Origin of the sequence: Streptomyces sp. NPDC094147, assembly GCF_044764265.1 — a bacterium.
Classification (GTDB): Bacteria; Actinomycetota; Actinomycetes; order Streptomycetales; family Streptomycetaceae; genus Streptomyces.
Map to the genome: position 1 here is coordinate 52,627 of NZ_JBIWHT010000028.1, position 24,174 is coordinate 76,800.

The 24,174-nt window shown below is 71.3% G+C and carries 19 protein-coding genes and 1 tRNA gene; 13 read left to right on the forward strand and 7 right to left on the reverse strand.

Annotation, left to right across the window (positions count from 1 at the left end; all coding sequences use genetic code 11):
- Positions 1-105 precede the first annotated feature (105 nt).
- The 5 genes from ACIQ8J_RS29400 (at position 106) to ACIQ8J_RS29420 (ending at position 6,384) form a co-directional block, all read left to right on the forward strand.
- On the forward strand, positions 106-2,727 hold the full coding sequence (locus tag ACIQ8J_RS29400; RefSeq protein WP_403275661.1) for a bifunctional FO biosynthesis protein CofGH: 2,622 nt from the start codon (positions 106-108) through the stop codon (positions 2,725-2,727).
- Between the two features lie 190 nt (positions 2,728-2,917).
- The gene (locus ACIQ8J_RS29405) at positions 2,918-4,159 is read left to right on the forward strand and encodes a helix-turn-helix domain-containing protein (RefSeq protein ID WP_403275663.1); all 1,242 of its coding nucleotides are present in this window, start codon (positions 2,918-2,920) and stop codon (positions 4,157-4,159) included.
- A gap of 522 nt (positions 4,160-4,681) precedes the next feature.
- On the forward strand, positions 4,682-4,846 hold the full coding sequence (locus ACIQ8J_RS29410) for a hypothetical protein (RefSeq protein WP_403275664.1): 165 nt from the start codon (positions 4,682-4,684) through the stop codon (positions 4,844-4,846).
- A 146-nt stretch (positions 4,847-4,992) separates the two neighbouring features.
- On the forward strand, positions 4,993-5,139 hold the full coding sequence (locus ACIQ8J_RS29415; RefSeq protein WP_176732480.1) for a hypothetical protein: 147 nt from the start codon (positions 4,993-4,995) through the stop codon (positions 5,137-5,139).
- A 6-nt stretch (positions 5,140-5,145) separates the two neighbouring features.
- Entirely contained in the window at positions 5,146-6,384 is a 1,239-nt protein-coding gene (locus ACIQ8J_RS29420) for a methyltransferase domain-containing protein (RefSeq protein ID WP_403275667.1), read from the forward strand.
- Here the strand turns inward: ACIQ8J_RS29420 and ACIQ8J_RS29425 are convergent.
- On the reverse strand, positions 6,323-6,811 hold the full coding sequence (locus tag ACIQ8J_RS29425; RefSeq protein WP_403275669.1) for a cupin domain-containing protein: 489 nt from the start codon (positions 6,809-6,811) through the stop codon (positions 6,323-6,325). The two genes, ACIQ8J_RS29420 and ACIQ8J_RS29425, sit on opposite strands and share 62 nt — an antisense overlap.
- 109 nt (positions 6,812-6,920) lie before the next feature.
- Here ACIQ8J_RS29425 and ACIQ8J_RS29430 point away from each other — a divergent pair, with 109 nt between their 5' ends.
- The 4 genes from ACIQ8J_RS29430 to ACIQ8J_RS29445 all read left to right on the forward strand — a co-directional run bounded on the left by ACIQ8J_RS29430 (position 6,921) and on the right by ACIQ8J_RS29445 (position 11,727).
- Complete coding sequence (locus ACIQ8J_RS29430) at positions 6,921-7,532, forward strand: TetR/AcrR family transcriptional regulator (RefSeq protein WP_403275670.1); 612 nt, start codon at positions 6,921-6,923, stop codon at positions 7,530-7,532.
- Between the two features lie 27 nt (positions 7,533-7,559).
- The gene (locus tag ACIQ8J_RS29435) at positions 7,560-10,031 is read left to right on the forward strand and encodes a tetratricopeptide repeat protein (protein ID WP_403275671.1); all 2,472 of its coding nucleotides are present in this window, start codon (positions 7,560-7,562) and stop codon (positions 10,029-10,031) included.
- Between the two features lie 60 nt (positions 10,032-10,091).
- Positions 10,092-11,216, forward strand: coding sequence for an ADP-ribosylglycohydrolase family protein (locus ACIQ8J_RS29440; RefSeq protein ID WP_403275672.1), 1,125 nt, complete (start codon positions 10,092-10,094; stop codon positions 11,214-11,216).
- A gap of 82 nt (positions 11,217-11,298) precedes the next feature.
- Positions 11,299-11,727, forward strand: a complete 429-nt coding sequence (locus ACIQ8J_RS29445; RefSeq protein WP_403275674.1) for a hypothetical protein — start codon at positions 11,299-11,301, stop codon at positions 11,725-11,727.
- Positions 11,728-11,737: 10 nt separating this feature from the next.
- Here ACIQ8J_RS29445 and ACIQ8J_RS29450 read toward each other — a convergent pair whose 3' ends face one another.
- Both ACIQ8J_RS29450 and ACIQ8J_RS29455 read right to left on the reverse strand, forming a co-directional pair.
- A complete protein-coding gene (locus tag ACIQ8J_RS29450; RefSeq protein ID WP_403275675.1) occupies positions 11,738-13,312 on the reverse strand; it encodes a sodium:solute symporter family protein in 1,575 nt (524 codons plus the stop codon).
- A gap of 441 nt (positions 13,313-13,753) precedes the next feature.
- On the reverse strand, positions 13,754-14,536 hold the full coding sequence (locus tag ACIQ8J_RS29455; RefSeq protein WP_403275676.1) for an SDR family oxidoreductase: 783 nt from the start codon (positions 14,534-14,536) through the stop codon (positions 13,754-13,756).
- Between the two features lie 81 nt (positions 14,537-14,617).
- On the opposite strand from ACIQ8J_RS29455, the gene ACIQ8J_RS29460 reads away from it, so the two are divergent.
- Positions 14,618-15,457 (forward strand): hypothetical protein, encoded by an 840-nt coding sequence (locus ACIQ8J_RS29460; protein ID WP_403275678.1) that lies wholly within the window; start codon positions 14,618-14,620, stop codon positions 15,455-15,457.
- A 108-nt stretch (positions 15,458-15,565) separates the two neighbouring features.
- Here ACIQ8J_RS29460 and ACIQ8J_RS29465 read toward each other — a convergent pair whose 3' ends face one another.
- The 3 genes from ACIQ8J_RS29465 to ACIQ8J_RS29475 all read right to left on the reverse strand — a co-directional run bounded on the left by ACIQ8J_RS29465 (position 15,566) and on the right by ACIQ8J_RS29475 (position 17,797).
- Complete coding sequence (locus ACIQ8J_RS29465) at positions 15,566-15,769, reverse strand: DUF397 domain-containing protein (protein ID WP_403275679.1); 204 nt, start codon at positions 15,767-15,769, stop codon at positions 15,566-15,568.
- A 168-nt stretch (positions 15,770-15,937) separates the two neighbouring features.
- On the reverse strand, positions 15,938-16,807 hold the full coding sequence (locus ACIQ8J_RS29470) for a helix-turn-helix domain-containing protein (protein ID WP_403275681.1): 870 nt from the start codon (positions 16,805-16,807) through the stop codon (positions 15,938-15,940).
- Positions 16,808-17,038: 231 nt separating this feature from the next.
- The gene (locus ACIQ8J_RS29475; RefSeq protein ID WP_403275682.1) at positions 17,039-17,797 is read right to left on the reverse strand and encodes a GPP34 family phosphoprotein; all 759 of its coding nucleotides are present in this window, start codon (positions 17,795-17,797) and stop codon (positions 17,039-17,041) included.
- A 426-nt stretch (positions 17,798-18,223) separates the two neighbouring features.
- On the opposite strand from ACIQ8J_RS29475, the gene ACIQ8J_RS29480 reads away from it, so the two are divergent.
- From ACIQ8J_RS29480 to ACIQ8J_RS29490, 3 genes are all read left to right on the forward strand, one after another.
- The gene (locus ACIQ8J_RS29480) at positions 18,224-20,680 is read left to right on the forward strand and encodes a serine hydrolase (RefSeq protein ID WP_403607990.1); all 2,457 of its coding nucleotides are present in this window, start codon (positions 18,224-18,226) and stop codon (positions 20,678-20,680) included.
- 218 nt (positions 20,681-20,898) lie between these two features.
- A complete protein-coding gene (locus ACIQ8J_RS29485) occupies positions 20,899-22,692 on the forward strand; it encodes an MFS transporter (RefSeq protein ID WP_403275684.1) in 1,794 nt (597 codons plus the stop codon).
- A gap of 118 nt (positions 22,693-22,810) precedes the next feature.
- Positions 22,811-23,689 carry an MBL fold metallo-hydrolase gene (locus ACIQ8J_RS29490; protein ID WP_403275685.1) on the forward strand — a complete coding sequence of 293 codons (879 nt, stop codon included), beginning with the start codon at positions 22,811-22,813 and terminating at the stop codon, positions 23,687-23,689.
- Between the two features lie 114 nt (positions 23,690-23,803).
- Here the strand turns inward: ACIQ8J_RS29490 and ACIQ8J_RS29495 are convergent.
- Positions 23,804-23,876: transfer RNA gene (locus tag ACIQ8J_RS29495), tRNA-Arg, on the reverse strand.
- Between the last annotated feature and the right edge of the window lie 298 nt (positions 23,877-24,174).

Below are 24,174 nucleotides of genomic sequence, written 5' to 3' on the forward strand. Positions count from 1 at the left end.
GCCCTTTCGAGCAGATTGGCCGGAAACGACCAGGCGGCGGGCGGCAGATGGCGGCCGGGGGTGGTGCCCGCCGCGCGGTCAAACGCACGCTCGTATCCTCGGAGGATGACTTCCAGCGCGCAGCCCCCGCAGGCAGAAGGATCCGGCCCCGCTCCGCAGGCCTCCGCCGCACCGACCGCCAACTCGATGCGGCGCGCGCTGAAACGCGCCAGGGACGGTGTCGCGCTCGATGTCGCCGAGGCCGCCGTGCTGCTCCAGGCGCGCGGCGCCGACCTCGCCGACCTCACCGGCTCCGCCGCCCGGGTCCGCGACGCGGGCCTCGAAGCCGCGGGCCGGCCGGGGATCATCACGTACTCCAAGAGCGTGTTCATCCCGCTCACCCGGCTGTGCCGGGACAAGTGCCACTACTGCACCTTCGTCACCGTGCCCGGCAAGCTGCGCCGGGCCGGGCACGGGATGTTCATGTCCCCCGACGAGGTGCTCGACATCGCCCGCCGGGGCGCCGAACTCGGCTGCAAGGAAGCCCTGATCACGCTCGGCGACAAGCCCGAGGACCGCTGGCCCGAGGCCCGCGAATGGCTCGACGCGCACGGCTACGACGACACCATCGCGTATGTGCGCGCCATGTCGATCCGCATCCTGGAGGAGACCGGGCTGCTGCCGCACCTCAACCCCGGGGTGCTGTCGTGGACCGACTTCCAGCGCCTCAAGCCGGTCGCCCCCTCCATGGGCATGATGCTGGAGACGACCGCGACCCGGCTGTGGTCCGAGCCGGGCGGCCCGCACCACGGCTCCCCGGACAAGGAACCGGCCGTGCGGCTGCGGGTGCTGGAGGACGCGGGCCGCTCGTCGGTGCCGTTCACCAGCGGTCTGCTGATCGGCATCGGCGAGACGTACGAGGAGCGCGCGGAGTCCCTGTTCGCGCTGCGCCGCGTCGCGCGCTCGTACCACGGCATCCAGGAACTGATCATCCAGAACTTCCGCGCCAAGCCGGACACGGCGATGCGCGGCATGCCGGACGCCGACCTGGACGACCTGGTGGCGACGGTCGCGGTGGCCCGGCACATCATGGGCCCGGCGGCCTGCCTGCAGGCGCCGCCGAACCTGGTCGCGGGGGAGTACGGGCGGCTCATCGGCGCGGGCATCGACGACTGGGGCGGTGTCTCGCCGGTCACCATCGACCATGTGAACCCGGAGCGCCCGTGGCCGCAGATCGACGAACTGGCCGCCAAATCCGGGGCGGAGGGCTTCGCGCTGCGTGAACGGCTGTGCATCTACCCGGAGTTCGTGCAGCGCGGCGAGCCGTGGCTCGACCCGCGGCTGCTTCCGCACGTACGCGCCCTCGCGGACCCGGAGACGGGACTTGCGAACGAGGCGGCGGAGGTCCGGGGCCTGCCCTGGCAGGAGCCGGACGAAGGGTTCGCGGCGTCCGGCCGCACGGACCTGCACCACACCATCGACACCGAGGGCCGCACCTCGGACCGCCGCGAGGACTTCGACTCCGTGTACGGCGACTGGGGCGCGCTGCGCGAGGCGGCGGCCCCGGGCATGGTCCCCTCCCGCATCGACGCGGACGTACGCCAGGCGCTCGCGGTGGCCGCCGACGACCCGACGAAGCTGACCGACGCCGAGGCGCTCGCCCTGCTGCACGCGGACGGCGAGGCGCTGGACGCGCTGTGCGCGGTGGCCGACGACGTCCGCAAGTCGGTGGTGGGCGACGACGTGACGTACATCGTCACGCGGAACATCAACTTCACCAACGTCTGCTACACCGGCTGCCGCTTCTGCGCCTTCGCGCAGCGCCGCACGGACGCCGACGCCTACACGCTGTCCCTGTCGCAGGTGGCGGACCGGGCCGAACAGGCCTGGGACGTGGGGGCGGTCGAGGTCTGCATGCAGGGCGGCATCCACCCCGACCTGCCCGGCACGGCGTACTTCGACATCGCGAAGGCGGTGAAGGAGCGGGTGCCGGGGATGCACGTCCACGCGTTCTCGCCGATGGAGGTCGTGAACGGCGCGACGCGCACCGGCATGTCGATCCGGGAGTGGCTGACGGCGGCCAAGGAAGCGGGCCTCGACTCGATTCCGGGCACGGCGGCGGAGATCCTGGACGACGAGGTCCGCTGGATCCTGACCAAGGGCAAGCTGCCGACGGCCACCTGGATCGAGGTGGTGACGACGGCCCACGAGCTCGGCATCCGCTCGTCTTCCACGATGATGTACGGACACGTCGACCAGCCGCGCCACTGGCTGGGCCACTTCCGCACGCTGGCGCGGATCCAGCAACAGACCGGCGGGTTCACGGAGTTCGTGACGCTGCCCTTCATTCACACGAACGCCCCGGTGTACCTGGCGGGCATCGCGCGTCCGGGCCCGACGACCCGCGACAACAGGGCGGTGACAGCCATGGCGAGGTTGTTGCTCCACCCGTACATCCCCAACATCCAGACCAGCTGGGTGAAGCTGGGCACGGAGGGGGCCGCCGAGATGCTGCGCTCGGGGGCGAACGACCTGGGCGGCACCCTGATGGAGGAGACCATCTCCCGTATGGCGGGCTCCAGTTACGGCTCGTACCGCTCCGTCAAGGACCTCGTGGCGATCGCGGACGCGGCGGGCCGCCCGTCCCGCCCGCGCACGACGCTGTACGGAGAGGTCCCCCAGGAGCGCGTGAACGCGGCCCACGCCTCGGACGGCCATCTGCCGGAGCTGCTGCCGGTGGTGGAGTAGCGCTCGGCTGGGGTGCGGGATCCCTTCGCGGGCCGGGGGCGTGGCGGCCAACCCCCTTGTCGGTACAGGGAAGTTGCAGCCGTCCGCGCCCCTGGCCCCGCGCCTGTCCCGCTGGGACGGGGGCGGGGTCTTTGGCGTGCCTGCGAGCAGGACGTGGGCATACGCTGGGCGTAAGCGGAAGGGTGATCCCATGTCCACAGGGTTGGCCGACAACGTCAGGAAGTACCGCCGCACCGCCGGGCTGAGCCAGGAAGGTCTGGCCGAAGCCGCCGACTTGTCCCTGAGTACCGTCCGCAAGGTCGAGCAGGGCGGACACGTCAGCATGGAGACCCTTACGGCCCTGGCCCGTGCGCTGGGGGTCTCCACATCAACGCTGTTCGCCACCGAAGCGCCAAAGTCCGTGCTTGGCACAGAGGATGAAGCGAACCGGCGATACCTCGCGGAGCTGCGACGGGCTCTGATGCCCGCCGTAGGGCTCTCTGTGCCCCTCTCCGTGCCTGAGGAGGCCGGGGAGCTGTCGGCGCTGCGTAGGGGCGTACAGGAAGGGCACGCACTCTACTGGGCAGACCAGTACGGGGCGGTTGCGAGGCGCCTTCCGTCGCTGCTGCGCAGCTCTGAGGTTGCTGTGTCTGTCCTGGACGGCGAGGAGCAGCAACACGCGATCATCGCGCGCTGCCACGCATTGCTGCTGACGGGCAAGTACCTGACACAGGTACGGCAGTACGACATGGGCTATTTCGCGTTGGTGGAAGCGATCAGGCTTGCCCGTGAGACTGGCCAAACCCAGTTGGCGCCAACGGGAGTTGTGGGGCTCTGCTGGCTGCTGCTGAGGCAAGACAGGTTCGATGAAGCGGAGCAGCTGGCGGCGCAGACGGCGGCGGACATCGAGCCTCGTATGTCAGAGGCGACTCCCGCACGCCTCGCTGTGTGGGGTGAGCTGTGGCTCAGGGTCGCGTCGGCGTCCGTGCGGAACAACCGGCCGGACGTGGCACAGGAAGCCCGCAGGATGGCGGCGACAGCCTCTAGCGCGTTGAACACCGAAGATGAGAGTTTCCCCGAGCATTGGGGCGGTTTTGGCCCCGTCACGGCGGAGCTGAAAGCTGTTGAGGACCTGTCCCTGGTGGGTGATGCTCGGGGCGTTCTCCGGCGCGCCGATGACGGGATCTTGAGCGGCAAGGCGCTGCGGAGCTACGGCAGGCCGACAGCGCCGAACTGGGGTCGTCACCGGCTCGATGTGGCCCGCGCACACATCATGACGGGTTCCCATCAAGACGCCATGGGCGAGCTGACGCAGCTTCGCCGTACGTCCGGCGAGTGGCTGACTCATCAGCCGATGGCCCGGTACGTCATGGCCGATCTACTCAAGACGCGTAAGCGGACCCTCACTCAAGAAATGCGGAGCATGGCGACTCATCTTGGGGTCGCTGGTTAGACGCTGCGGAGCGTGGTAGTTCCGGCACTGGCACCGCCAACTACCGTGCTGGGTACGTGGATTGTGCTCTTCTGTGGCCGTAGCTTCTCGGTATCCCAGCGTCGAGCGGACGGGGGCCGAGATGGCTCGCAGAACGGAAACTGATCACCAGCGCAGGCGGGAGCTCGCCGACACGTCGTCGGGTATCTGGATCCCCACCACGGGAACGTGCGCGGTGGACACGACGACCGGCCGGATCGGTGAGGTACGCAAGCTGTTCGAGGGGTCCGCGTACCTCGTTCCGCCCGGTGGTGGCGCCGAGTGGACCGTGAGCCCTGGCGTCCTGCGATCGCCGACCGACGCGGAGACATGGCAGGCGCGCGTGTGGACGCGCCCTGTGGGGTCGCTCTGATGTGGGCAGTGGCACCGGGACCCGTCGGCCCTTGGTGGGTTCCCGCATCCGGCGAACTGGTCAAGGACGCGCGGGGCGGGCGGCTTGGGGAAGCTGTCGCGTGGGATGCCGACACGCGTACGGTCACACTGGTGCCACTCAAGGGCGGGGAGCAGTGGGAGACCGACGCGTTCCGCCCGCCAAGCGAGCCGGATCGCCTGCTGGCCCTGGTGCGCCGCCTGGAGTTGAACGTGGGGAAGCGGGAGATCGCGCCGCTCCCGTCCGTCGAGCCGCGACGCGAGCGGGCGGACAACTGAGACTCCCGCCCCCGGTGAGGCCACGAGGAATGGATCGTTTCCGGCCGGGGGTTGGGGCAAGTCCCCGGCCGGTCGCACGCCCCGTGAAGCGGAGACGGCCGGGCGGGTCGCACAAACCAGCACCCCAACGACATGAGGAGCATCCCATGGGTGGACAGCACGGCGGCGGGTCCGGAAGCGGCCAGGGTGGAAGCCAGCAGGACGACAGCAACAGCGGCGCCAAGCATGGGGGCGGCGGCTCCGACGAGGGCGGCAACACATCCGACGGCTCCGGCCCCGCGACGGGTAAGTAGGTACCCGTGAGCGAACGCACAGAGGAGGCGGGCCTTTCGAGGCTCGCCTCCGCGCTCGTGGAAGCGGGTGCGCTGACTCCTGACTGGCTGCCGACGTTCGAGGCGGTCCCCCGTGAGCTGTTCGTGCCTGGCCGCATCTGGCCGGGCATCGCGGACGGCACCGAACAGACGGCGTTGGTGGACCGGGCCAACGATCCCGACGCGTGGTTCACGGCGGTGTACTCCGACATCCCCTTGACCACGCAGTGGGACGACGGACGGCACAGCGGTGACGGACGGGGAGCCACGCCGACAAGCTCCAATTCCATGCCGCGCATGGTCTTCTCGATGCTCGTCGACCTTGAAGTGCAAGAAGGGCACCACGTTCTCGAAATCGGCACGGGCACGGGCTGGAACGCGGGTCTTCTCGCTGCCCGGCTCGGCGGTGCGCACGTGATCAGCATCGAGTACGACGAGGACGTGTCCAAGGGCGCCGTGGAGAACCTCCGGCGAGCCGGCCTCGCGCCCCTGGCTCTCGTGGGGGACGGCCGCTTGGGCCATCCCGCCGGTGCTCCGTTCGACCGCGTCATCGCTACGTGCTCGGTCGGGGAGGTGCCCCGGACCTGGATCGAGCAGACCCGGCCCGGCGGGGTCATCGTCACCCCGTGGGGAACGGACTACGGCGGCGAGTGCATCGCGCGCCTGACCGTTGCCGACGACGGGACGGCGAACGGCCCTTTCACCCGCTCCAGCGCCTTCATGCGCCTGCGCCAGCAGCGCACGGAACGCCCGCCTTTCGACGCCTATCTCAAGGGTCGGCAGTGGCCCGCAGGCGGAGCCAGGACCACGAGCACGCTGTCCCCCGCCGATATCGGCGGGTGGCTCGAACAGTTCGTGATCGGGCTACAGATGCCCGGGGCGTTCTGGCGTGCCGAGCGGTACGACGACGGCTCCTACACGCTGTGGACGTACAGCACCGACACCCGCTCATGGGCGTCGGCGGATTACGAGCCGGGAGCGAGTGAGTACGTGGTGGTCCAATCCGGCCCGCGCAGGCTCTGGGACGAGACGGAAGCGGCCTACCGATGGTGGAAGGAGCAGGGGCACCCTGGCTTCACCCGCTTCGGGCTCACCGTGGACGGCGACGGCGAGCGGGTGTGGCTGGACTCTCCGGACTGCCCGGTGCCCGACGGGAACCGGGGTGTCAGTCCAGCGCCATCGTCCCCCGTGTGTACCGCATCCCGTACTTCTCCCCCAGGGCGTTGACCTTCTCCAGGTCCATCTCCCCCTGCGGGGTGCGGATCGTCGGGCCCGCTTCGAACAGGGCCTCCACGAAGCGGTCCCAGCCGCCCGGTGTCGAGATCTGCAGGGCGCGGACCGGGGGGTTCGAGGCGTTGCGCATGGCGTGGGGGATGCCGTGGGGGAGGAGGGCGGACATGCCCGCGGTCAGGCGGTGCGTGGTGCCCTTGTAGTCGATCTCCATCTCGCCCTCCAGCACGTACACGAACTCGTCCATCAGCTCGTGGACATGGGGCGGGATGTCGACGTCCAGGCGGTTCTCCAGGACGGCCAGGCGGCTCTCGCTGTCGGTGGTGGTGACCTTCACGCCGAAGCCGGGCGGGAGTGGGACTCGGGTGGGGCGGGTCTCGCCCCGCTTGAGTACGAAGAAGCGGTCCTCGGGTGCGGTGGACATGGCTGTGCCTCTCTGTGCGGCGGCGGGTGTGCCGTTGGCCGGCCGTTCCACCGTACGCCCTATGTGGAGGAAAAGCTCCAGTTAATTCAGGGCGCCTAGCATGTTCCGTATGACAGGACTGCGCGCCGATGCCCGGCGGAACCGGGAGAAGATCCTGGCCGCGGCCCGGGAGCTGTTCCGCGAACAGGGCACGGCGGTCGCCCTCGACGACATCGCCCGGCGGGCCGGGGTCGGCATCGGGACGCTCTACCGGCGCTTCCCCGACCGGGACGCGCTCATCACGGACGTCGCTCTGGAGGGGTTCGAGACGGGCCTCGCCGCCGTCGAGGCGGCCCGCGCGGCCGGGGGCGGTGCGGTGGCGGTGCTCGACGGGATGTTCCGGCGGGTCGTCGAGCAGCGCGACCGGCTGGTCATGCCGCTGATCGGAGGTCCCGTGGTGCGCGACCCCCGCGTACGGAAGCTTCAGCGGGCGATTCTGGGCGCGTTGGAAGAAGTACTCGCCGAGGGGCGGGACGAAGGCGTGCTGCGGGCCGACATCACGCCGTTCGACCTGGTCGGGGCGGCGGCGATGGCGTGCCGGCCCATGCCGCATCTGCCGCCCGAGGCGGCGGGGGCGCTCGCCGCGCGGCACGTCGCGGTGTATCTCCACGGACTGCGCCCCCACGGCGCCGTGGCGCTGCCCGATATGGTCGACCCCGGGGAGTATCTCGGTCTCGGCTGACGGGGGTTGGGGGGAGTGGTGGGGGGCGTGCAGGCTTCTATGCAGGACCTCATCCGGCGGCGCAAGCGGGCCGGGTTCGTGGGGCGGCGGGGGGAACTCGCCGCCTTCCAGCGGAACTTCGACATCCCGGTCGACGACGAGCAGCACCGGTTCGTCTACTCCGTGCGCGGCAACGCCGGGGTCGGCAAGACGTTCCTGGTGCGGGAGCTGGAGCAGGCGGCGCTGGAGCGCGGGGCGCTGACCGCGTACACCGACGAGGGCGTCAACAGCGTTCCCGAGGCGCTGGGCGCGATCAGCGCGCACTTCGCGCGGCAGGGGCAGCCGCTCAAGGCGCTCGACCGGATCCTGGCCACCTACCGCCAGCGCCGGTACGAGGCCGAGGCGGCCGGGGCCGGACCCGGCCCGGGGCCCTCGGCGGGGGCGGTCGTCGCCGCGCAGGCGGGCCTCGCCGGGATCGGTCTGGTGCCCGGGGTCGGGGCGGTGGCCGGAGCCGTCGACGCGGCCCAACTCGCCCAGGGCGCCGAGCGGTTGAGGGTGGCGCTCAGCGCGCGGCTCGGCCGCCAGGAGGACGTGCAGCTGGTGCTCGACCCGCTGCGCGTGCTCACGCCCGTCTTCGTGGCGGAGCTGGGGCGCGTCGCCGCCCAAGTGCCGTGGGTGGCCGTCTTCTTCGACACCTACGAGCGGACCGGCGCCTTCCTCGACGGCTGGCTGCGCGATCTGATCACCACCGACCGGTACGGCGGGCTGCCCGCCAACACGGTCGTCACGCTGTCCGGGCAGGGCTGGCACGACCCGCTGCGCTGGCCCGCCGCCGCGGACTTCGTCGCCGACCTCCCCCTGGAACCCTTCACCGAGGACGAGGCCCGCCAACTCCTCACTTCCAAAGGGGTGTTGGACGAAGACGTCGTACGCGATGTGCTGCGGCTCTCCGGGCGGCTCCCGGTGCTCGTCAGCACCCTCGCGGGCAGCCGGCCCGCGACGCCGGGCGACATCGGCGACCCCAGCGCCACGGCGGTGGAGCGGTTCCTCAAGTGGGAGCCCGACCCGGTGCGCCGGTCCGCCGCGCTCGAAGGCGCGCTGCCGCGACGCCTCGACGAGGACGTGTTCCGCGCGGCCGTGAGCGGGGACGCGGACGGGCTGTTCGGCTGGCTGAGGTCGCTTCCGTTCGTCCGGGACCAGGGCGGCCGGATCAAGTACCACGACGTCGTCCGCGCCCCCATGCAGCGCCTCCAGCGCACCTCGTCGCCGCAGCGCTGGCGGGCCGGGCACGAACGGCTCGCCGCCTGGTACGCGCGGGAGCGGGCCGCGGCCGAGGCCGGGCCCGGCGAGCACTGGCGCGACGAGGCCTGGCGCGAGCCGCGCCTGGAGGAGCTGTACCACCGGCTGTGCGCCGACCCCGCGGGCGCGTTCCCGGACGCGCTGCGCGACGGCATCGCGGCTTGCCGGCAGGGCACGGTCACCGCCCGCCGCTGGGCGCAGGCGATCGCCGAGGCGGGCGAGGACGGCAACCGCGAACCGCTGCGCAAATGGGGCGCCGCCTGCCTCGCCGCGCTCGCCGCCGAACGCCGGCACTGCATCGACGTCCTCGGCATGATGCTGGCCCGCCCCGAACTCACCGACCAGGACCGGGTCGCCGTGCACATCGCCCGCGCCTGGGGCCACTTCAGGACCGAGGCGTACGAGGAGTCGCTGGCCGACCACCGGCGGGCCCTCACCCTGGACGCGCGCAGCGCCGACGCCCACCACGGGCGGGCCGTCGCGCACCGGGCCGTCGGCGACCACGCGGCCGCGTTCGCCGACCTCGACCGGCTGGAGGAGCTGGAGCCGGGCCGGCCCCGCGCGCCCCGCGAGCGCGGCGAGACCCACCGGCGCGCGGGCCGCTACGAGGAGGCGGTCGCCGAACTCGGCCGGGCCCTCGCGCTCGACCCCGGCGACGCGCTGATCTGGGGCAGCCGGGGTCAGGCGAAGGCCCAACTCGGCCTGCCCGCCGAGGCGTTGGCGGACTTCGACCGGGCCCTTGCCATCGACCCGGACTACGGCTGGGCGCTGGTGCGCCGGGCCCATGTGCGGCGGGTGCTCGACGACACCGAGGGCGCGCTCGCCGACCTGGACCGGGCCGAGCGGCTGTCGCCGTCGTGGGCGTGGGTGCTCGGCGAGCGCGGCGACGTGTACCGGTTCGCGGGGCGCTGCGAGGAGGCCGTCGAGGAGTACGGGCGGGCGCTCGCCCTCGACCCCGGGTACGCGTGGGCGCTGGGGAGCCGGTCGACAGCCCTCGCGGAACTGGGGCGCGTCGCGGAGGCGCTCGCCGACCTGGACCGGGCGGTCGCGCTGGTGCCGGGGTACGTCTGGGCGTACGAGCAGCGGGCCCGGCTGCACCGGGCGGCCGGCCGCGAGGAGGCGGCGCTGGCGGACCTGGCGAGTGCCGCGCGGGCGGGCACCGCCCAGGGCATCCCGTCCGGCCCCCTCCCGCCGGACGAGGGGCCCGCGCCGCTACGCTGACCCCACCCGATCAATTTGCCCTCTTAAACGGGCGCATCCGTTCAGGTAGCGTGCTGCGGCATGAGCGCAGCAGCCGGAGCCGGCGGACCCGTCTGGGGTCGGGCCGAGCAGCAGGACTTCCGTAGCCGGGTGCGGGGTTGTCTGCTCGGCGGGGCCATCGGGGACGCGCTCGGCGCGGGCGTCGCCGGGCTGGCCCTGGGTGAGATCCGCGAGCGGTACGGGCCTCAGGCCCTGGGCGACCTGGCCCCCGCGTACGGCCGCACGGGCGCCGTCACCGCCGCCACCCAGCTCACCCTGTTCACCGTCGACGGGCTCATACGCGCCCAGGTGCGCCGCGACACCGGCGCCTGGCACCCGCCCACCGATGTGCACCGGGCCCATCTGCGGTGGGCCGCCACCCAGCGCGAGTGGGGGCCCGACGAACGCCGCGAGGACAACGGCTGGCTGGCCCGCGAGGAGTGGCTCTACGCCCGGCGCGACCCCGCCAAGGCCTGTCTCGTCGGGTTCGGCGACGACGTCATGGGCACCCTGGAGCAGCCCAAGAACCCGGGCGCCGACGACCCGGGCGCGCTCACCCGCTCCGCGCCCTTCGGGCTGCTCGTCGGCTGGGAGCCGCAGCTCGTGCTCCAGCTCGCCGTGGAGTGCGCGGCGCAGACCCACGGCGACCCGGCGGCCTGTCTGTCGGCGGGCGCGCTCGCCGTCATCGTGCACGGCCTGGCCCGGGGCGAGTCCATGGACGGCGCCGTCCAGCGGGCCCTGGCACAGCTCGCCGTGCGCCCCGGGCACCAGCAGGTCAGCGAGGCGCTCAAGCACGCGCTCGGCGCCGTGCGCCAGGGCATGCCGAGCCCGACCCTGGTCGCGACGCTCGGCACCGGGCACACCGCCCCCGAGGCGCTCGCGATCGCCGTGTACTGCGCGCTGGTCGGCGAGGACATCCGGCACGGCCTGCTGCTCGCCGTCAATCACGACGGCCCGTCGGACGCCACCGGCTCCGTCTGCGGCAGTCTGCTCGGCGCGATGCACGGCGAGACCGCGCTGCCGCCGGCCTGGCTCGCCCGGATCGAAGGCCGCTCGACCCTGCTCGAACTCGCCGACGACTTCGCCATGGAGATGACCCAGGGCCCCGCCCTGCACGGCCCCGCCGTCAACACGGCGGGCTGGCTGCTGCGCTATCCGAGGGGCTGAAACCACTCGTGCGGGCGGATGACCGGCCCCGGGCCCGCGTGTCCCTCGCGCGCGCACGCGCGCATTCGCCAGGGTCGTCGCCATGACCCCCCTTCCTGCGGCCCGTACCCGGGCCGCCCGTACCCTGCCGGCCCGCTGGTTCACCGCGCCGATGGTCGCCCTCGCGCTGCTCGGCACCGGCGCGGGCACCTCCTCCGCCGCCCCGGTCGACGGCGCCGGACGGCCGCAGTACGTCCGGGGTGAGAACGAGCCCGCCTCCACCGATCCTGCGGACCGCCAGGACGAACTCCCGCCGTACGACGCCCTGCACGCCCAGCAGGCCGTCGACAAGATGGTGATGGAGGAGGACGCCGACGCCGAAGGCCAGCACTGCCCGCCGCAGAGCGACGACGACCAGCAGAGCCCGTACCTGCGCCTCGTCCCGCACCGCGACGCCGCCTACCCCGAGAGAGTCGGCGGCGACTACCGGCCCCTGGCGCAGGCGGCGGGCGAACCGCAGATCATCGGCTGAGGCGCCGGCGTCAGTCGGCCGTCGCCACCTTCGGGTCGCCCGCCTCCGGCTGCGGCGGCAGGGACGCGGAGCCGGCGGCCGGAGGCGGGCCGTCGTCGTCGGAGTCGATGCGCGCGAGCAGCGCGTCCCGCTCCGGGGTGTCCTCCGGCTTGAGCAGGCCGATCAGGACGTACAGGACGAGCGAGATCGCCAGCGGCACCGACACCTGCCACTGCAGGGCCACATCGGTCTTCTGCGAGCCGTCCGGGTTGTAGTTGACGAAGAAGAACGCCAGCAGCCCCGCCGCCCAGCTGCCGAGCGCCGCCGTCGGACCGGACTTCCGGAACGTGCCCAGCATGCCCAGCATGAACGGGATGGCGATCGGGCCCATGAGCCCGGCCACCCACTTGATCACGACGGTGATGATGTCCTTGAACGCCGGCGAGTCGACCTGCGTCGCGATCGTCATCGACAGACCGAGGAAGACCAGCGTCGACAGGCGCGCCGCGACGAGCCCCGCCCGCGAGTTCCAGGCGCGGGCCGACTTCGAGAGCACCGGCGCGATGTCGCGGGTGAAGACGGCCGAGATGGCGTTGGCGTCCGAGGAGCACATGGCCATGGTGTGCGAGAAGAAGCCGACCACGACCAGGCCGAGCATGCCGTGCGGCAGCAGCGACTGCGTCATCAGGGCGTACGAGTCCGAGCCGTCCGGCTTCTTCGCGTGGACCAGCAGCGGGGCGCACCACATGGGGAAGAACAGGACGGTCGGCCAGGTCGCCCACAGGATCGCCGAGAGCCGGGCCGAACGGGTCGCCGAGCGCGCCGAGTCGGTGGCCATGTAGCGCTGGGCCTGGTTCCACATGCCGCCGTTGTACTCGAAGGTCTTGATGAACAGGAACGCCATCAGGAAGGTGACCGTGTACGGCCCCGCCGTGGCGTGCGCGTGGCCGCTGGGCAGCTTGTCCCAGACCGTCCACAGGGTGGCGAAGCCGTCCAGCCTGCCCATGACGGCGATCAGCATCGCGAGTCCGGCGAGCAACTGGATGACGAACTGGCCGAGTTCGGTCAACGCGTCCGCCCACAGGCCGCCGACCGTGCAGTAGATCGCGGTGACGCAGCCCGTGACGAAGATGCCCTGAGTGATGGTGATGCCGGTGAAGACCGACAACAGGGTGGCGATCGCCGCCCACTTGGCGCCCACGTCGACGATCTTCAGGAGCAGCCCGGACCAGGCGAGGGCCTGCTGGGTGGGGACGTTGTAGCGGTTCTTGAGGTATTCGAGCGGCGAGGCCACGTGGAGCTTGGAGCGCAGCCGGTTGAGCCGGGGCGCGAAGAGCTTGGCGCCGATGCCGATGCCGACGGCGATCGGGAGCGACCAGGTGACGAAGGAGGTGACGCCGTACTGGTAGGCGATGCCCGCGTAGCCGGTGAACATCACCGCGCTGTAGCCGGACATGTGGTGCGAGATGCCGGACAGCCACCAGGGCATCCGGCCGCCCGCCGTGAAGAAGTCGGAGACGTTGTCGACCCGCTGGTGGGACCAGATGCCGATCGCGACCATCACGCCGAAGTAACCGATGAGCACGGCCCAGTCGAGACTGTTCATGTGCCCCCTCCCAGGGGTCCGCCTTGTGAACGTCAATGAACTCGGAGGCTCTTCGTCAGCACGCCAGGCCCAGTAACGCCCCGTGCGGGAGCGGGGACTTCGGGGATTGAACCCCTTGCCGGAGAGGGTGGTCAAGACACCTGCTGGTCATAGATGTGAACCCAGATCAGAAAGTCGAACGATTTTGCCGCCCCTTTGCCCCGGGGGTGTTGTCGCGCGCGTGACGGGGCCACACGATGGGCGGGCGCTTCGTCGGACTCCGTACACATACGAACGACCGCACGGGATGCGGGTCCCGTGCGGCCGAGAGGGTCAGGTCCAACTGCCGTATATGGATTGCAAGTTGCCGAGCTGAGGCACCCCGATAGGGGCGCGGGGAACTGCGCGACCAGCCACAGACGGCCCGCAGCCGAATCCCTCCCCCCCCCGGAGGGACGCCGCTCAGCTCATCAACTCGCCCGCGTTCACCAGCAGCGACTGCCCCGTGATGGACCGGGCCCGGTCCGAGGCGAGGAAGACCACCGCGTCCGCCACGTCGCCGTCCGTGGCCAGCTCCGGCAGCGCCATCCGCTCGGTGAGGCGCGCCAGCACCTCCTCCTCGGGTACGCCGTCGGTGTGCGCGGTGAACTGGACGTACGCCTGCACCGGCGGGCCCCACATCCAGCCCGGCAGCACGGTGTTGACCCGGATCCGGTCCGGCCCGAGCTCGCGCGCCAACGAGTACATCGCCGAGGTCAGCGCGCCCTTCGAGGCCGCGTACGCCGCCTGCCGCACCTGTGAGGGGGCCGCCACCGCCGACTGCGTACCGATGATGACGACGGAGCCGCCGCGCCGCTTGAGCGCCGGCAGGCAGGCTCGCGTCATGCGGAGCGTGCCGAGCAGGTTCACGTCGACGACCCGCTGCCAGGTGGCGAAGTCCGCGTCCTGGAGGCCACCGAAGTAGCTGTCCCAGGCCGCCACGTGCACGACCGCGTCGATCCCCCCGAAGCGGGCCGCCGCGAGCGCGGCCAGCGCCTCGCACTGGCTCTCGTCCGTGATGTCGGTCGGCAGGTACGCGGCGTGGGCGCCGTCCGGGTCGATCTCGGCGGCGGACTTGGCGAGGTTGGCCTCGGTGCGCGCGCCGAGCACCGCGTTGCCCCCGTCGCGCACGACGGCCGCGGCGACCTGGTGCCCGAGACCGGCCCCGACCCCGGACACGATGACGGTCTTCCCACTCAGCAACATCCGGTCGCCTCCCGGCTCTGGCACATCTTCTGACGAGGCGTCAGAGTAAGTCGGTCCGGTGGCGGAGGGAAGGGATGCGGCATGACGGAGGACACACGGCCCGAGGTGTACGCGGAGCTGGCGTCGGTGGGGCCCTACGGGGTGCGTCCGGGGCACGCGCTGATCACCATGGTGGAGCCGCACCCGGGCCATGAGTACGCGTACAACCGCTGGTACGAGGACGACCACTACTACGCCGGCGCGATGGCCATGCCCTGGATGTACGCGGGGCGCCGCTGGGTCGCCACCCGCGAACTCCAGGAGCTGCGCTACCCGGAGAAGTCCGCGGTCGCCCAGCCGGTGGGCGCGGGCTGCTATCTCTCGACGTACTGGATCACCCAGGGCCGCTACGACGAGCACATGAAGTGGACCGTCGGCATCAACCGGCGCCTCAACCGGGACGGCCGCGTATACCAGGACCGCACCCACGTCTTCACCGCCTTCCAGGACCACGAGGCGACGGTCTACCGGGACGGCGCCGCGGGCCCCCGCGACTACCACGCCCTCGACCACCCTTACGCGGGGCTCGTGTTGGAGGTCATCGACGCCGAAAGCGCCGAGCGGCGGGCCGAGTTGATGGAGTGGTTGGGCTCCCGGCATCTGCCGCGGCGGATCGCCGGCGGACCGGCCGCGATGGTGACGGTGTTCCGGCCGACTCCGCTGCCGGGCGACCGCATGACGTACGTGAAGCAGGTCGAGGGCGTCGACACCCGGCTCACGCTGCTCTGGTTCCTTCAGCGGGACCCGCGGGAGGTCTGGGCGGACCACTTCACCGGGCTCGACGCGCTGGTGGCCGAAACCGGCCTGGGGCGGGTCGAGCTGGTCGCGCCGTTCATCCCGACCGTGCCGGGCACCGACCGCTATGTGGACCAACTGCGCTGACCGGCCGCGGACATGGCCGAGCCCCCTCGGCCGGGACGGCGAACCAGTCGAGAGGGCTCTTTCGGTGCTGCTGGTGTACTGCTGATATCGCGCTTGCCGCGATGGGGGTCAGCTGAGGGAGTCCCGGGTCACCTCGGCCACGAACGCGTTCCACGCGCCGGGGGCGAAGGAGATCGAGGGGCCCTCGCAGACTTTCGAGTCACGGACCGCGATCGCGTGCGTCTCGGGGGACTTGACCTCAACGCATGCGCCGTTTCCGGTGGAGTACGAGGACTTGGTCCAAGTGTCCGTGGCGCCCTGAAGAATTGCCATGTTCGCTCCGGTTTTTGCCAGTTGGGTCGTTCTCGGCCAGCGGTCTTCGTTGGCGTGATCGACGCTACTCGCAGCCTCCGGGGTGTGCGGCGGCCATTCACTCAACCGGATGGCATATTCCGGCGAGGCCTTCCGTGGCGGTACGCGTGGGGTGTACGGTGCCACACTTCAGTCCGCCGTGCCCTTCGCGTACTCCTTGGCGATCCCGGTAATGAATTCCCGGGTCTGGTCCACATTCAGGGCCTGCGCGCGCAGATGCTCGTACATCACGCTGTATTTCTGGACATCATTCGCCTTTTCCAGATACAGGTCGCTGGTGACGCCCTCGATGTAGACGACACTGGAGTCCGACGCGTCGGGGAATTCCAAAATCGCGTACTGGCCGTTGATCCCGGGATGCGCGCCCATGCTGAACGGCAGTACCTGGACGGTGACATGGGGCAGCTGGGACTGCACGATCAGATGCTCCAGCTGGTCGATCATCAGCTGCCGGTCGCCGATCAGGCGGCGCAGCGCCGCCTCGTCGATGACCACCCACAGCCGCAGCGGGTTCTCCTCCGCCCGCACCCGCTCCTGCCGTCGCACCCGGACGTTCACCCGTTTCTCGACGTCGGTCGGCGCTGTCTCGGGCAGCGCCCCCGCGATGAGGGCCTCGGCGTACTCCCGGGTCTGGAGCAGCCCCGGCACGACCTGCGGATCGTAGACGCGCAGGCTCGCCGCGTCCGTCTCCAGACCGATGTAGACGCTGTACGGGATGTCGCCGAAGGCGTGCCACCAGCCCTGCTGGCGGGAGTCCTTGGCCATCTGCATCAGCGAATCGACGATGCGGTGGTCCTCGACCTCGTACACCCCGCACAGATCGCGGACGTCGCGCTGGCTGATGGAGCGGCGGCCGTTCTCCAGACGGCTGATCTTCGACTGGGAGACCAGCAGGCGTTCGGCGACCTCTTCGGCCGTCATGCCTTTCAGCTCGCGGAGTCTGCGCAGCTCCTGGCCCAGTCGGCGCCGCCTGACGGTGGGATTGACGTTGGACGCCACGGGTAACGCACCTCCGGCTCACGGCTCTTCTGTTTTCTTTCGCTCAGCAGACTGCCACCAACATCCCGGCGCCCGCTGGAAAACGGCCACACATAGCGACAACGCGAACGCGCGGGGCTGTTGTGGCAGCCCCGCGCGTTCATGGTGCGGCTCCCGAACCGGGTCGAGGGGGACGACGGTGCGGCGGTTGGTGCGTCTGGTGGTGCCGGTGCGTTGGTGGTGCCGGTCCTGCTAGTGGTGGGCCACGGCGCGGGCCATGGCCCCGTGATGCGGCTGCATCGAGACGGCGGCCGCCACGGCATGGCGGCTTCCGTTGCTCGGCGCGGCGGCGGGGCCGTTCCCGTTGCCGTTGCGGCGCGGCTGAGCGGCCGCGCCGTTCTGGACGTCCATCACGGCGTGCGCGACGAGACCGCCCATCGGGTCGTGCCTGATCAAGTCCCTTAGCCGGGAGCGCGATGAACGCCCCTCGTTGCCGGGGTAGAGGTGCTTGCCGAGCCCGACTGCGTGGGCCAGCGCGGCAAGCGCCGCGGTCCGCGGGTCCGGCGGTACGCCGGTGCGGATCGCACTGTCCAGCCGGGCCCTGATGTCCCGGCTGATCGCCGTGTCCGTCGCTTGGTAGCGAGTCGTCGGCAGCACTCCGCACATATGGCCCGACACGGCATGCACCATGCCGCACCGCTCCAGATGCGCGAGGTAAATCTGACGGAGCCCCAGGCGGGGCCCGCCGATCCAGTGGACGGCCCGTACCGGACTGCCGCGCCTGCGCAGCAGTTCCAGTGCGGAGTCCAGTGTCGGATCTCCTGTCGGCCGTGCCATCACCACGGCGATACGATCCCCGTCAGGGGCTATCCGTCCTGCCAGAGCCAGCTCCACTAGCTGTGCTCCGGCGAGGCCGAGGTCGAGCGACTGCGGCTGCGCTGTGGTACCCGTGGCCGGGTCCAGAGCGAGCAGCAGAAGCTCCTCCGGAATTGTTCTGCGGCTCCTGCCCATCCATGCCTCCCCGCGTGGATGAATGACAGGGTGACCCCTCTCACATTCATCTGTCGAGAGCGCCTGGGTGCTTCGTACGGGAACCGACAGGTATGTCGTTCTCGTCTAGCCGGGGGGTCCTGCCCGACACACAGGACACTGGTACATGGTTCGGACACGGTCCGGACCTACGTCGGCGGCGCCGCGGGGCGCCTGGAGGAGGCATCGGTGGCGGGCGAGTCCCCCGACAAGTCGGAGCAGAAGCAGTCGTCGGGGGAGACGACTCGCAGTGAACGCGACCCGCGTGTCACCGTCTCCGCATCTCCGTCCCCTTCCGGCAAGGGGGAAGACGGCGCGGTGGCGGTCAACGGTTCCGGACCCGGTTCGGGTTCCGGTTCTGGGTCGGGTTCCGGGGACGTGTCCGTATCCGGTTCCGGGGACGCGTCCGTGTCCGGTGCCGCGGCGGGTGCCGTGGACCAGGCGACGGCGGTCTTCCGGGCTCCGCGCCAGGAGGACGGCGACTCGCGGCTCCGGGCGGCGGTGGCTGCGTGGGTCGACCGGGCCGACGAGGCGTCGAGTACGGGTGACTCGGAGGGGGCGAAGGGCGAGTCCGCGGAGCCCGCGGCCGCCTCGAAGTCTGAGGCCGACCCGGCCGAGCCGAAGGACACTGCCGAGAGCGGGGCGCCTGAGAGCGCGGGGCCCGAGAGCGCGGTGCCTGAGTCGAAGAGCGCGCTCAAGAGCGACGCGCCGGAGAGCCCGGCCGCCGAGCCGGAGGGCATAGCCAAGTGCGACGCCCCCAAGTCCGGGGCCGCCGCTTCGGAGGCCGACCCCGAGGCCGAGGGCCCGGGGGATGAGCCGGCCAAGTCGCAGACCGCCCCCAAGACCGACGCGCCGAAGACTGAGGCCGCCAAGGCTGACGCCGCCAGGACTGAGGCCCCGAAGGGTGACGCCGCCAAGCGTGACGCCCCTGGGGCGGGCGCCGCCGAGGCCGACGCCGCCAAGGCCAGCGTCGCCGGGCCCGACAGCGCCGGGCCCGACAGCGCCGGGCCCGACAGCGCCGGGCCCGACAGCGCCGGGCCCGACGGCACGGAAGCCGACGGCACCAAGTCCGCCGCCTCCAAGCCGAGCGACGTCAAGGACACCGCCTCCAAGCCGAGCGACGTCAAGGACACCGGCACCAAGGCCACCGACCCCAAGCCCGGCGACGCCAAGGCCACCGGGACGAAGGCCACCGACCCCAGGCCCGCCACCTCCAAGGCCCCCACCCCCGCCACCGGCGCCCCCGCCCCCGATTCCAGATCCAGAAGCGCCTCCTGGGGGGCCAAGCCGAGCCCCGGCGGGGGCAGCGGAATCGATCAGCCGACCACCGCGTTCAAGGCCGTCGCGCCGCCCGCCGTCGATCAGCCGACGGCGATGCTCAAGCTGCCCTCACCCCAGCGGGAGGCCACCGCCGAGCGGGCCGGCCAGTTCGTGCCGCTGCGGTCGGACGACGCGGGCGCGGGGACGGACGCGCCCGTCCGGCAGCCCGGGGCGCCGAAGATCACCCCGCCGCCGGCCGCCGGGCCCCGTGAGGTCATACCCGAGCACACCGAGCGGACCCGGCAGCAGCCCCTGCCGCCGAAGCCCCCGCTCGATCTGCTGGCCGAGCTGACGAACACCCCGCCCCCGGCGCAGACCCCGGTCCGCTCCACGGTGCGGCGGTTCAAGATCTGGACCCCGCTGGTCCTGCTGCTCCTCATAGCCTTCGCTGTCGTACAGATCCTGCGCCCGCTCCCGGCGCCCAAACTGGCCCTCACCTCGTCGTCCTCGTACACCTTCGCCGGTGGCACGCTCGGGCTGCCCTGGCCGGCCGAGGGGCAGTCGGCCGTCGCGGTGGACGGCGTGGGCAGCCTCGGCACGCACGGGGAACAGAAGCCCGCGCCGCTGGCGAGCGTGGCCAAGACGATGACGGCGTACGTGATCCTCAAGGAGCACCCGATCACCGGGAAGCAGGAGGGCGCGAAGATCACCGTCGATCAGCAGGCCGAGGACGACGCGAAGAAGCCCGACGAGTCGACGGCGCCGATCCGCAAGGACCAGCAGTTCACCGAGAAGCAGATGCTCGAACTGCTGATGATCCCGTCCGGCAACAACGCCGCCCGCCTGCTGGCCCGTTGGGACGCAGGGAGCGAGGAGGCGTTCATCGCCAAGATGAACGACGCCGCCAAGGAACTCGGCATGACCAGCAGCACGTACACCGACCCGAGCGGTCTGAAGGAGACCACGGTCTCCACGCCGACCGACCAGCTCAAGCTGGCCCAGGCCGTCATGCAGAACGATGTGTTCCGCGAGATCGTCAACACGCCCCAGATCAAGATCCCGGGCATCCCCACGATGATCTACAACAACAACAAGATCCTGCTCAAGCCGGGTGTCAGCGGCATCAAGACCGGCTCGTCGACCCCGGCCGGCGGCAATCTGCTGTGGGCGGCCGACACCGTCGTGGACGGCAAGAACCAGCGGATCTACGGCATTGTCATGGGCCATCACACCGGCACCACCCTCGACAGCAAGCTGACCGCCGCGATCAACAACAGCTACACGCTGATCCAGGCCGTCCAGAAGGCCGTCACCTCGGCGACCGTCGTCAAGAAGGGCCAGGTCGTCGGGTACGTCGACAACGGGCTCGGCGGCCGGACGCCCGTCGTCGCCGCCAAGGACCTCAAGGCCGTCGGCTGGCCGGGCCTGAAGGTCGACGTCACGCTCGGCGACGGCGGCAAGGCCGTGCCGCACTCGGCGAAGGCGGGAACCGTCGTCGGCGAGCTGGCCATCGGCGCGGGCCCCGGCCGCCAGACCGCTCCGGTCGAGCTGGGCAGCGCCCTGTCCGAGCCGGGTACGGGCGACAAGCTCACCCGACTGGGCTGACCGGACCCGCCCGCACGGAGCCCACCCCGCAGGTCCGGGTGGGCCCCCGTGCTAGCTTCGGGCGACCCGGGGCGCGAAGCCGCGCCCTTGGACTCGGGCAGAATCGAGTCCTCCCGGTGAGGGAAGTACGGGCCGGCCGGGCGGCCCCACGCGTGGACGTACGCAGCCGCATGCGTCCGCGTTTTCCAGGTGAGACAGCGTGAGGCGGGAGAGCCGCAGTGACCACCGCTGAGCCGACGCCCACCCGCGCCGACAGCACCAGCCCGTGGACCAGGGTGTCCAGGGGGCGAATACCCCTGGGCCCGGACTCCTGGCCGATGCGCCACCCCGTCGCCTTCGTGACGGCGGTCGCGGCCGTCACCCACGTCCTGTGGTTCTTCCTCTTCGCCAACAGCGGCGGCGACCTCGCGGCCCAGGACGCCTGGGCCGAGTTCGTCGGCCGCAACCCGGAGTCCGCGTACAACCTGGCCTGGTACGGCGGGATGCACCCGGTCTCGTACAGCGTCGTCTCGCCGTATCTGATGTCGCTGCTCGGCGTCCGTACGACGATGATGATCGCCGGGACCGCGTCCGCCGGGCTCACCGCGCTGATCCTGGTCCGGTTGAAGGCCGTCCGCAACCCGCTGGCCTGCTCCTTCGCGGCGCTGTTCGCCTTCCTGTGCAACGCCATGTCGGGCCGGGTGACCTTCGCGCTCGGCACGATGTTCGCGCTCGGCGCGGTGGCCGCGGTGTTCTGCTGGCCGCACAACCGCCGCGAGGACCGCTGGCGGAAGGCGGCCGTGGCCGCGCCCTGCGCCGCGCTCGCCACCGCGGGCAGCCCGGTCGCCGGACTGTTCCTCGGCGTCGTCGCGGCCGCCCTGTTCCTGAACAAGCGCCGACCGGGCGCGTACGCGATCGGCCTGCCGCCGGTCGCGGTGGTCGCCCTGTCGGCCTGGCTGTTCCCGTTCTCCGGTACGCAGCCGATGTCGCTGGCCACCACCTCGCTGCCGTTCCTGTACGCGGTGCTCATCCTCGTCCTCGTGCCGAAGGAGTGGCGCACGGTCCGCACGGGCGCGCTGGTGTACGGCGTCGGCGTGGTGCTGTGCTTCGCGATCAACTCGCAGATCGGCTCGAACGTCACCCGGCTCGTGATGCTGTTCGGCGGCGTGGTGCTGCTCGCCGCCCTCCCGTACGCGGTTCCGAAGTCCCGCAAGTGGTACGTGCTGGTGCTGGCCTTCGTGGGCCTGAACGTGTGGGTCGGCTTCAAATCGGCGGACGACATCGTGCGCACCGCCCCCGCCGCGTCCTGGGCGCGCGACCTGGCGCCGCTGGTCGACCAGTTGCAGCAGGTCGACGCGGAGACCGGCCGGGTCGAGGTGGTCCCCGCCTCCAGCCACCGCGAGGCCTCGGCGTTCACCCCGTACGTGAACCTCGCCCGCGGCTGGAACCGGCAGGCGGACATGCAGCGCAACCCGCTGTTCTACGACAACACCCTGAACCCGGCGAGCTACCGCGCCTGGCTGGACCGCTGGGCGGTGCGGTACGTCGTGCTGCCGATGGGCCCGCCGGACGCCACCGGCGCCATCTCGGAGGCCAAGCTCATCCAGCAGGGCCAGCCGTATCTGAAGCCGGTGTGGTCGAACGAGCACTGGCGGCTGTTCGCCGTCGACAACCCGACGCCCATGGCCGACCCGCCCGCCACCGTCAAGCACGCGGGCGAGGGCGAACTGACCGTGGAGGTCCGCTCCCCGGGCACGGTCCTGATCCGCATCCCGTACTCGCCGTGGCTGAAGCTCGTGGACGGCAAGGGCAAGGGCGTCGAGCCCCCGCAGGAGACGGCGGAGTCCAAGCTCCGCGGCCACGGCCCGAAGACCTTCACGAACGTGAGCGGCTGCCTGCGCAAGTCCCCGCAGGACGGCTCGGGCGACGAATGGACCGAACTCCTCGCCCCGAAGCCGGGCACGTACCACGTGGCGGCCCCGTACAGCATTCCGCGCGGGACGGGGTGCCCGGCGGAGCTGGGCGGTTCCTGAGAGCGGCCCCGGCCTCGACGGGCGGGGGGCCGCGGGCCGTGTGAGAGTGGTCCGGGGGCCGGCGTCCGTCCACGAGGGAAGTGCGTCGTCGGCCTCCCTCGACCAGGGAAGTATCGACATGACCGACACGTCGGAGCCGACCGCCCCGCCTCCCTCCCCGCCCCTGTCGTACGAGGTGTTCGTCGCGGACGGAGTGCCGAGGAAGATCGATCTGCGGCTGCCGAACGGCGACCCGATCGTCTCCTCACCCATCTCCTCCACCCTCGTCCACGGCGAGCGGGACGCCGTCCTGGTGGACCCGCCGCTGACCCGGGGCCAGATCGAGCAGGTCGCGGAGGGCGTGGCGCGCTCCGGCAAGCGGCTCGCGTACGTCTACATCACCCACGGCCACGCCGACCACTGGTTCGGTACCGCGACGCTGCTCGACCGGTTCGGCGAGCCCGACACCGTCGTGTACGCCACCGAGGGCACCATCCGGAAGATGCGCGAGGAACTGGCGGGCAAGGACCGGGGGTTCGCGAAGACGTTCCCCGACGTCCCGCACAACACCCCGATCCTCGCCGTCCCCGTACCGCCCGAGGGTTTCCACCTGGAGGGCCGGCTCCTCGAAGCGGTCGAAACCGGCCACACCGACACCGACGACACCTCCGTCCTGCACGTGCCGTCGATCGGCCTGGTCGTCGCCGGGGACGTCGTCTACAACGGGGTGCACCAGATGATGCTCGAAGGCGGCGACGGCGGGCTCCGGGCGTGGCACGACAACATCGAGAAGATCGCGGCGCTGAACCCGCGCCATGTGGTCGCGGGCCACAAGAACAAGGCCCTGCCGGACGACCCGAAGATCCTGGACGAGACCCGCGAGTACCTGCGCGACGCGATCCGCCTCCTGGCCGCCCGGCCGACCCCGCAGGAGTTCTTCGAGCAGATGCTGAAACTCCACGGCGACCGGCTGAATCCCGGGCCGCTCTGGTACAGCGGGGTGGGGCTGCTGGCGTGAGGGGGCGGAGGGCCGAGCGGACCACTGCGCCCGGGAACCCGTTGGCGGCCAGTGCCACGGCCACACAGATCAGCGCGCCCACCTCGGAGAGGCAAACGCGCTGATCAAAGTCTGTGCCCCCGGCAGGATTCGAACCTGCGACACCCGCTTTAGGAGAGCGGTGCTCTATCCCCTGAGCTACGGAGGCGTGACCGCTGACAGCGTAGCGGATCGTGTCCGGTGGCGTTGCGGCAGTGGTGGGCCGGTTCTACTGCGGCGTGGGCATGTGCTGTGACCTGGGCTTCTTTGTGGCGTCTGGGGTCTTCGGGGCGGGTGCGGGCGTTCTGTGTCGACTGGTGCCGCCGAGGCGGACCCGTTGGGCACTCGGTGCCCATTCGCCACGGTGAACGCGTGTACTACCGTGCACCCCACACAGTTTTGGCCATCGCACTTCGAACCGCACAGTCTCCTATCCGTCCGGAACCTCCCCCATCGGGGCTCCGGCT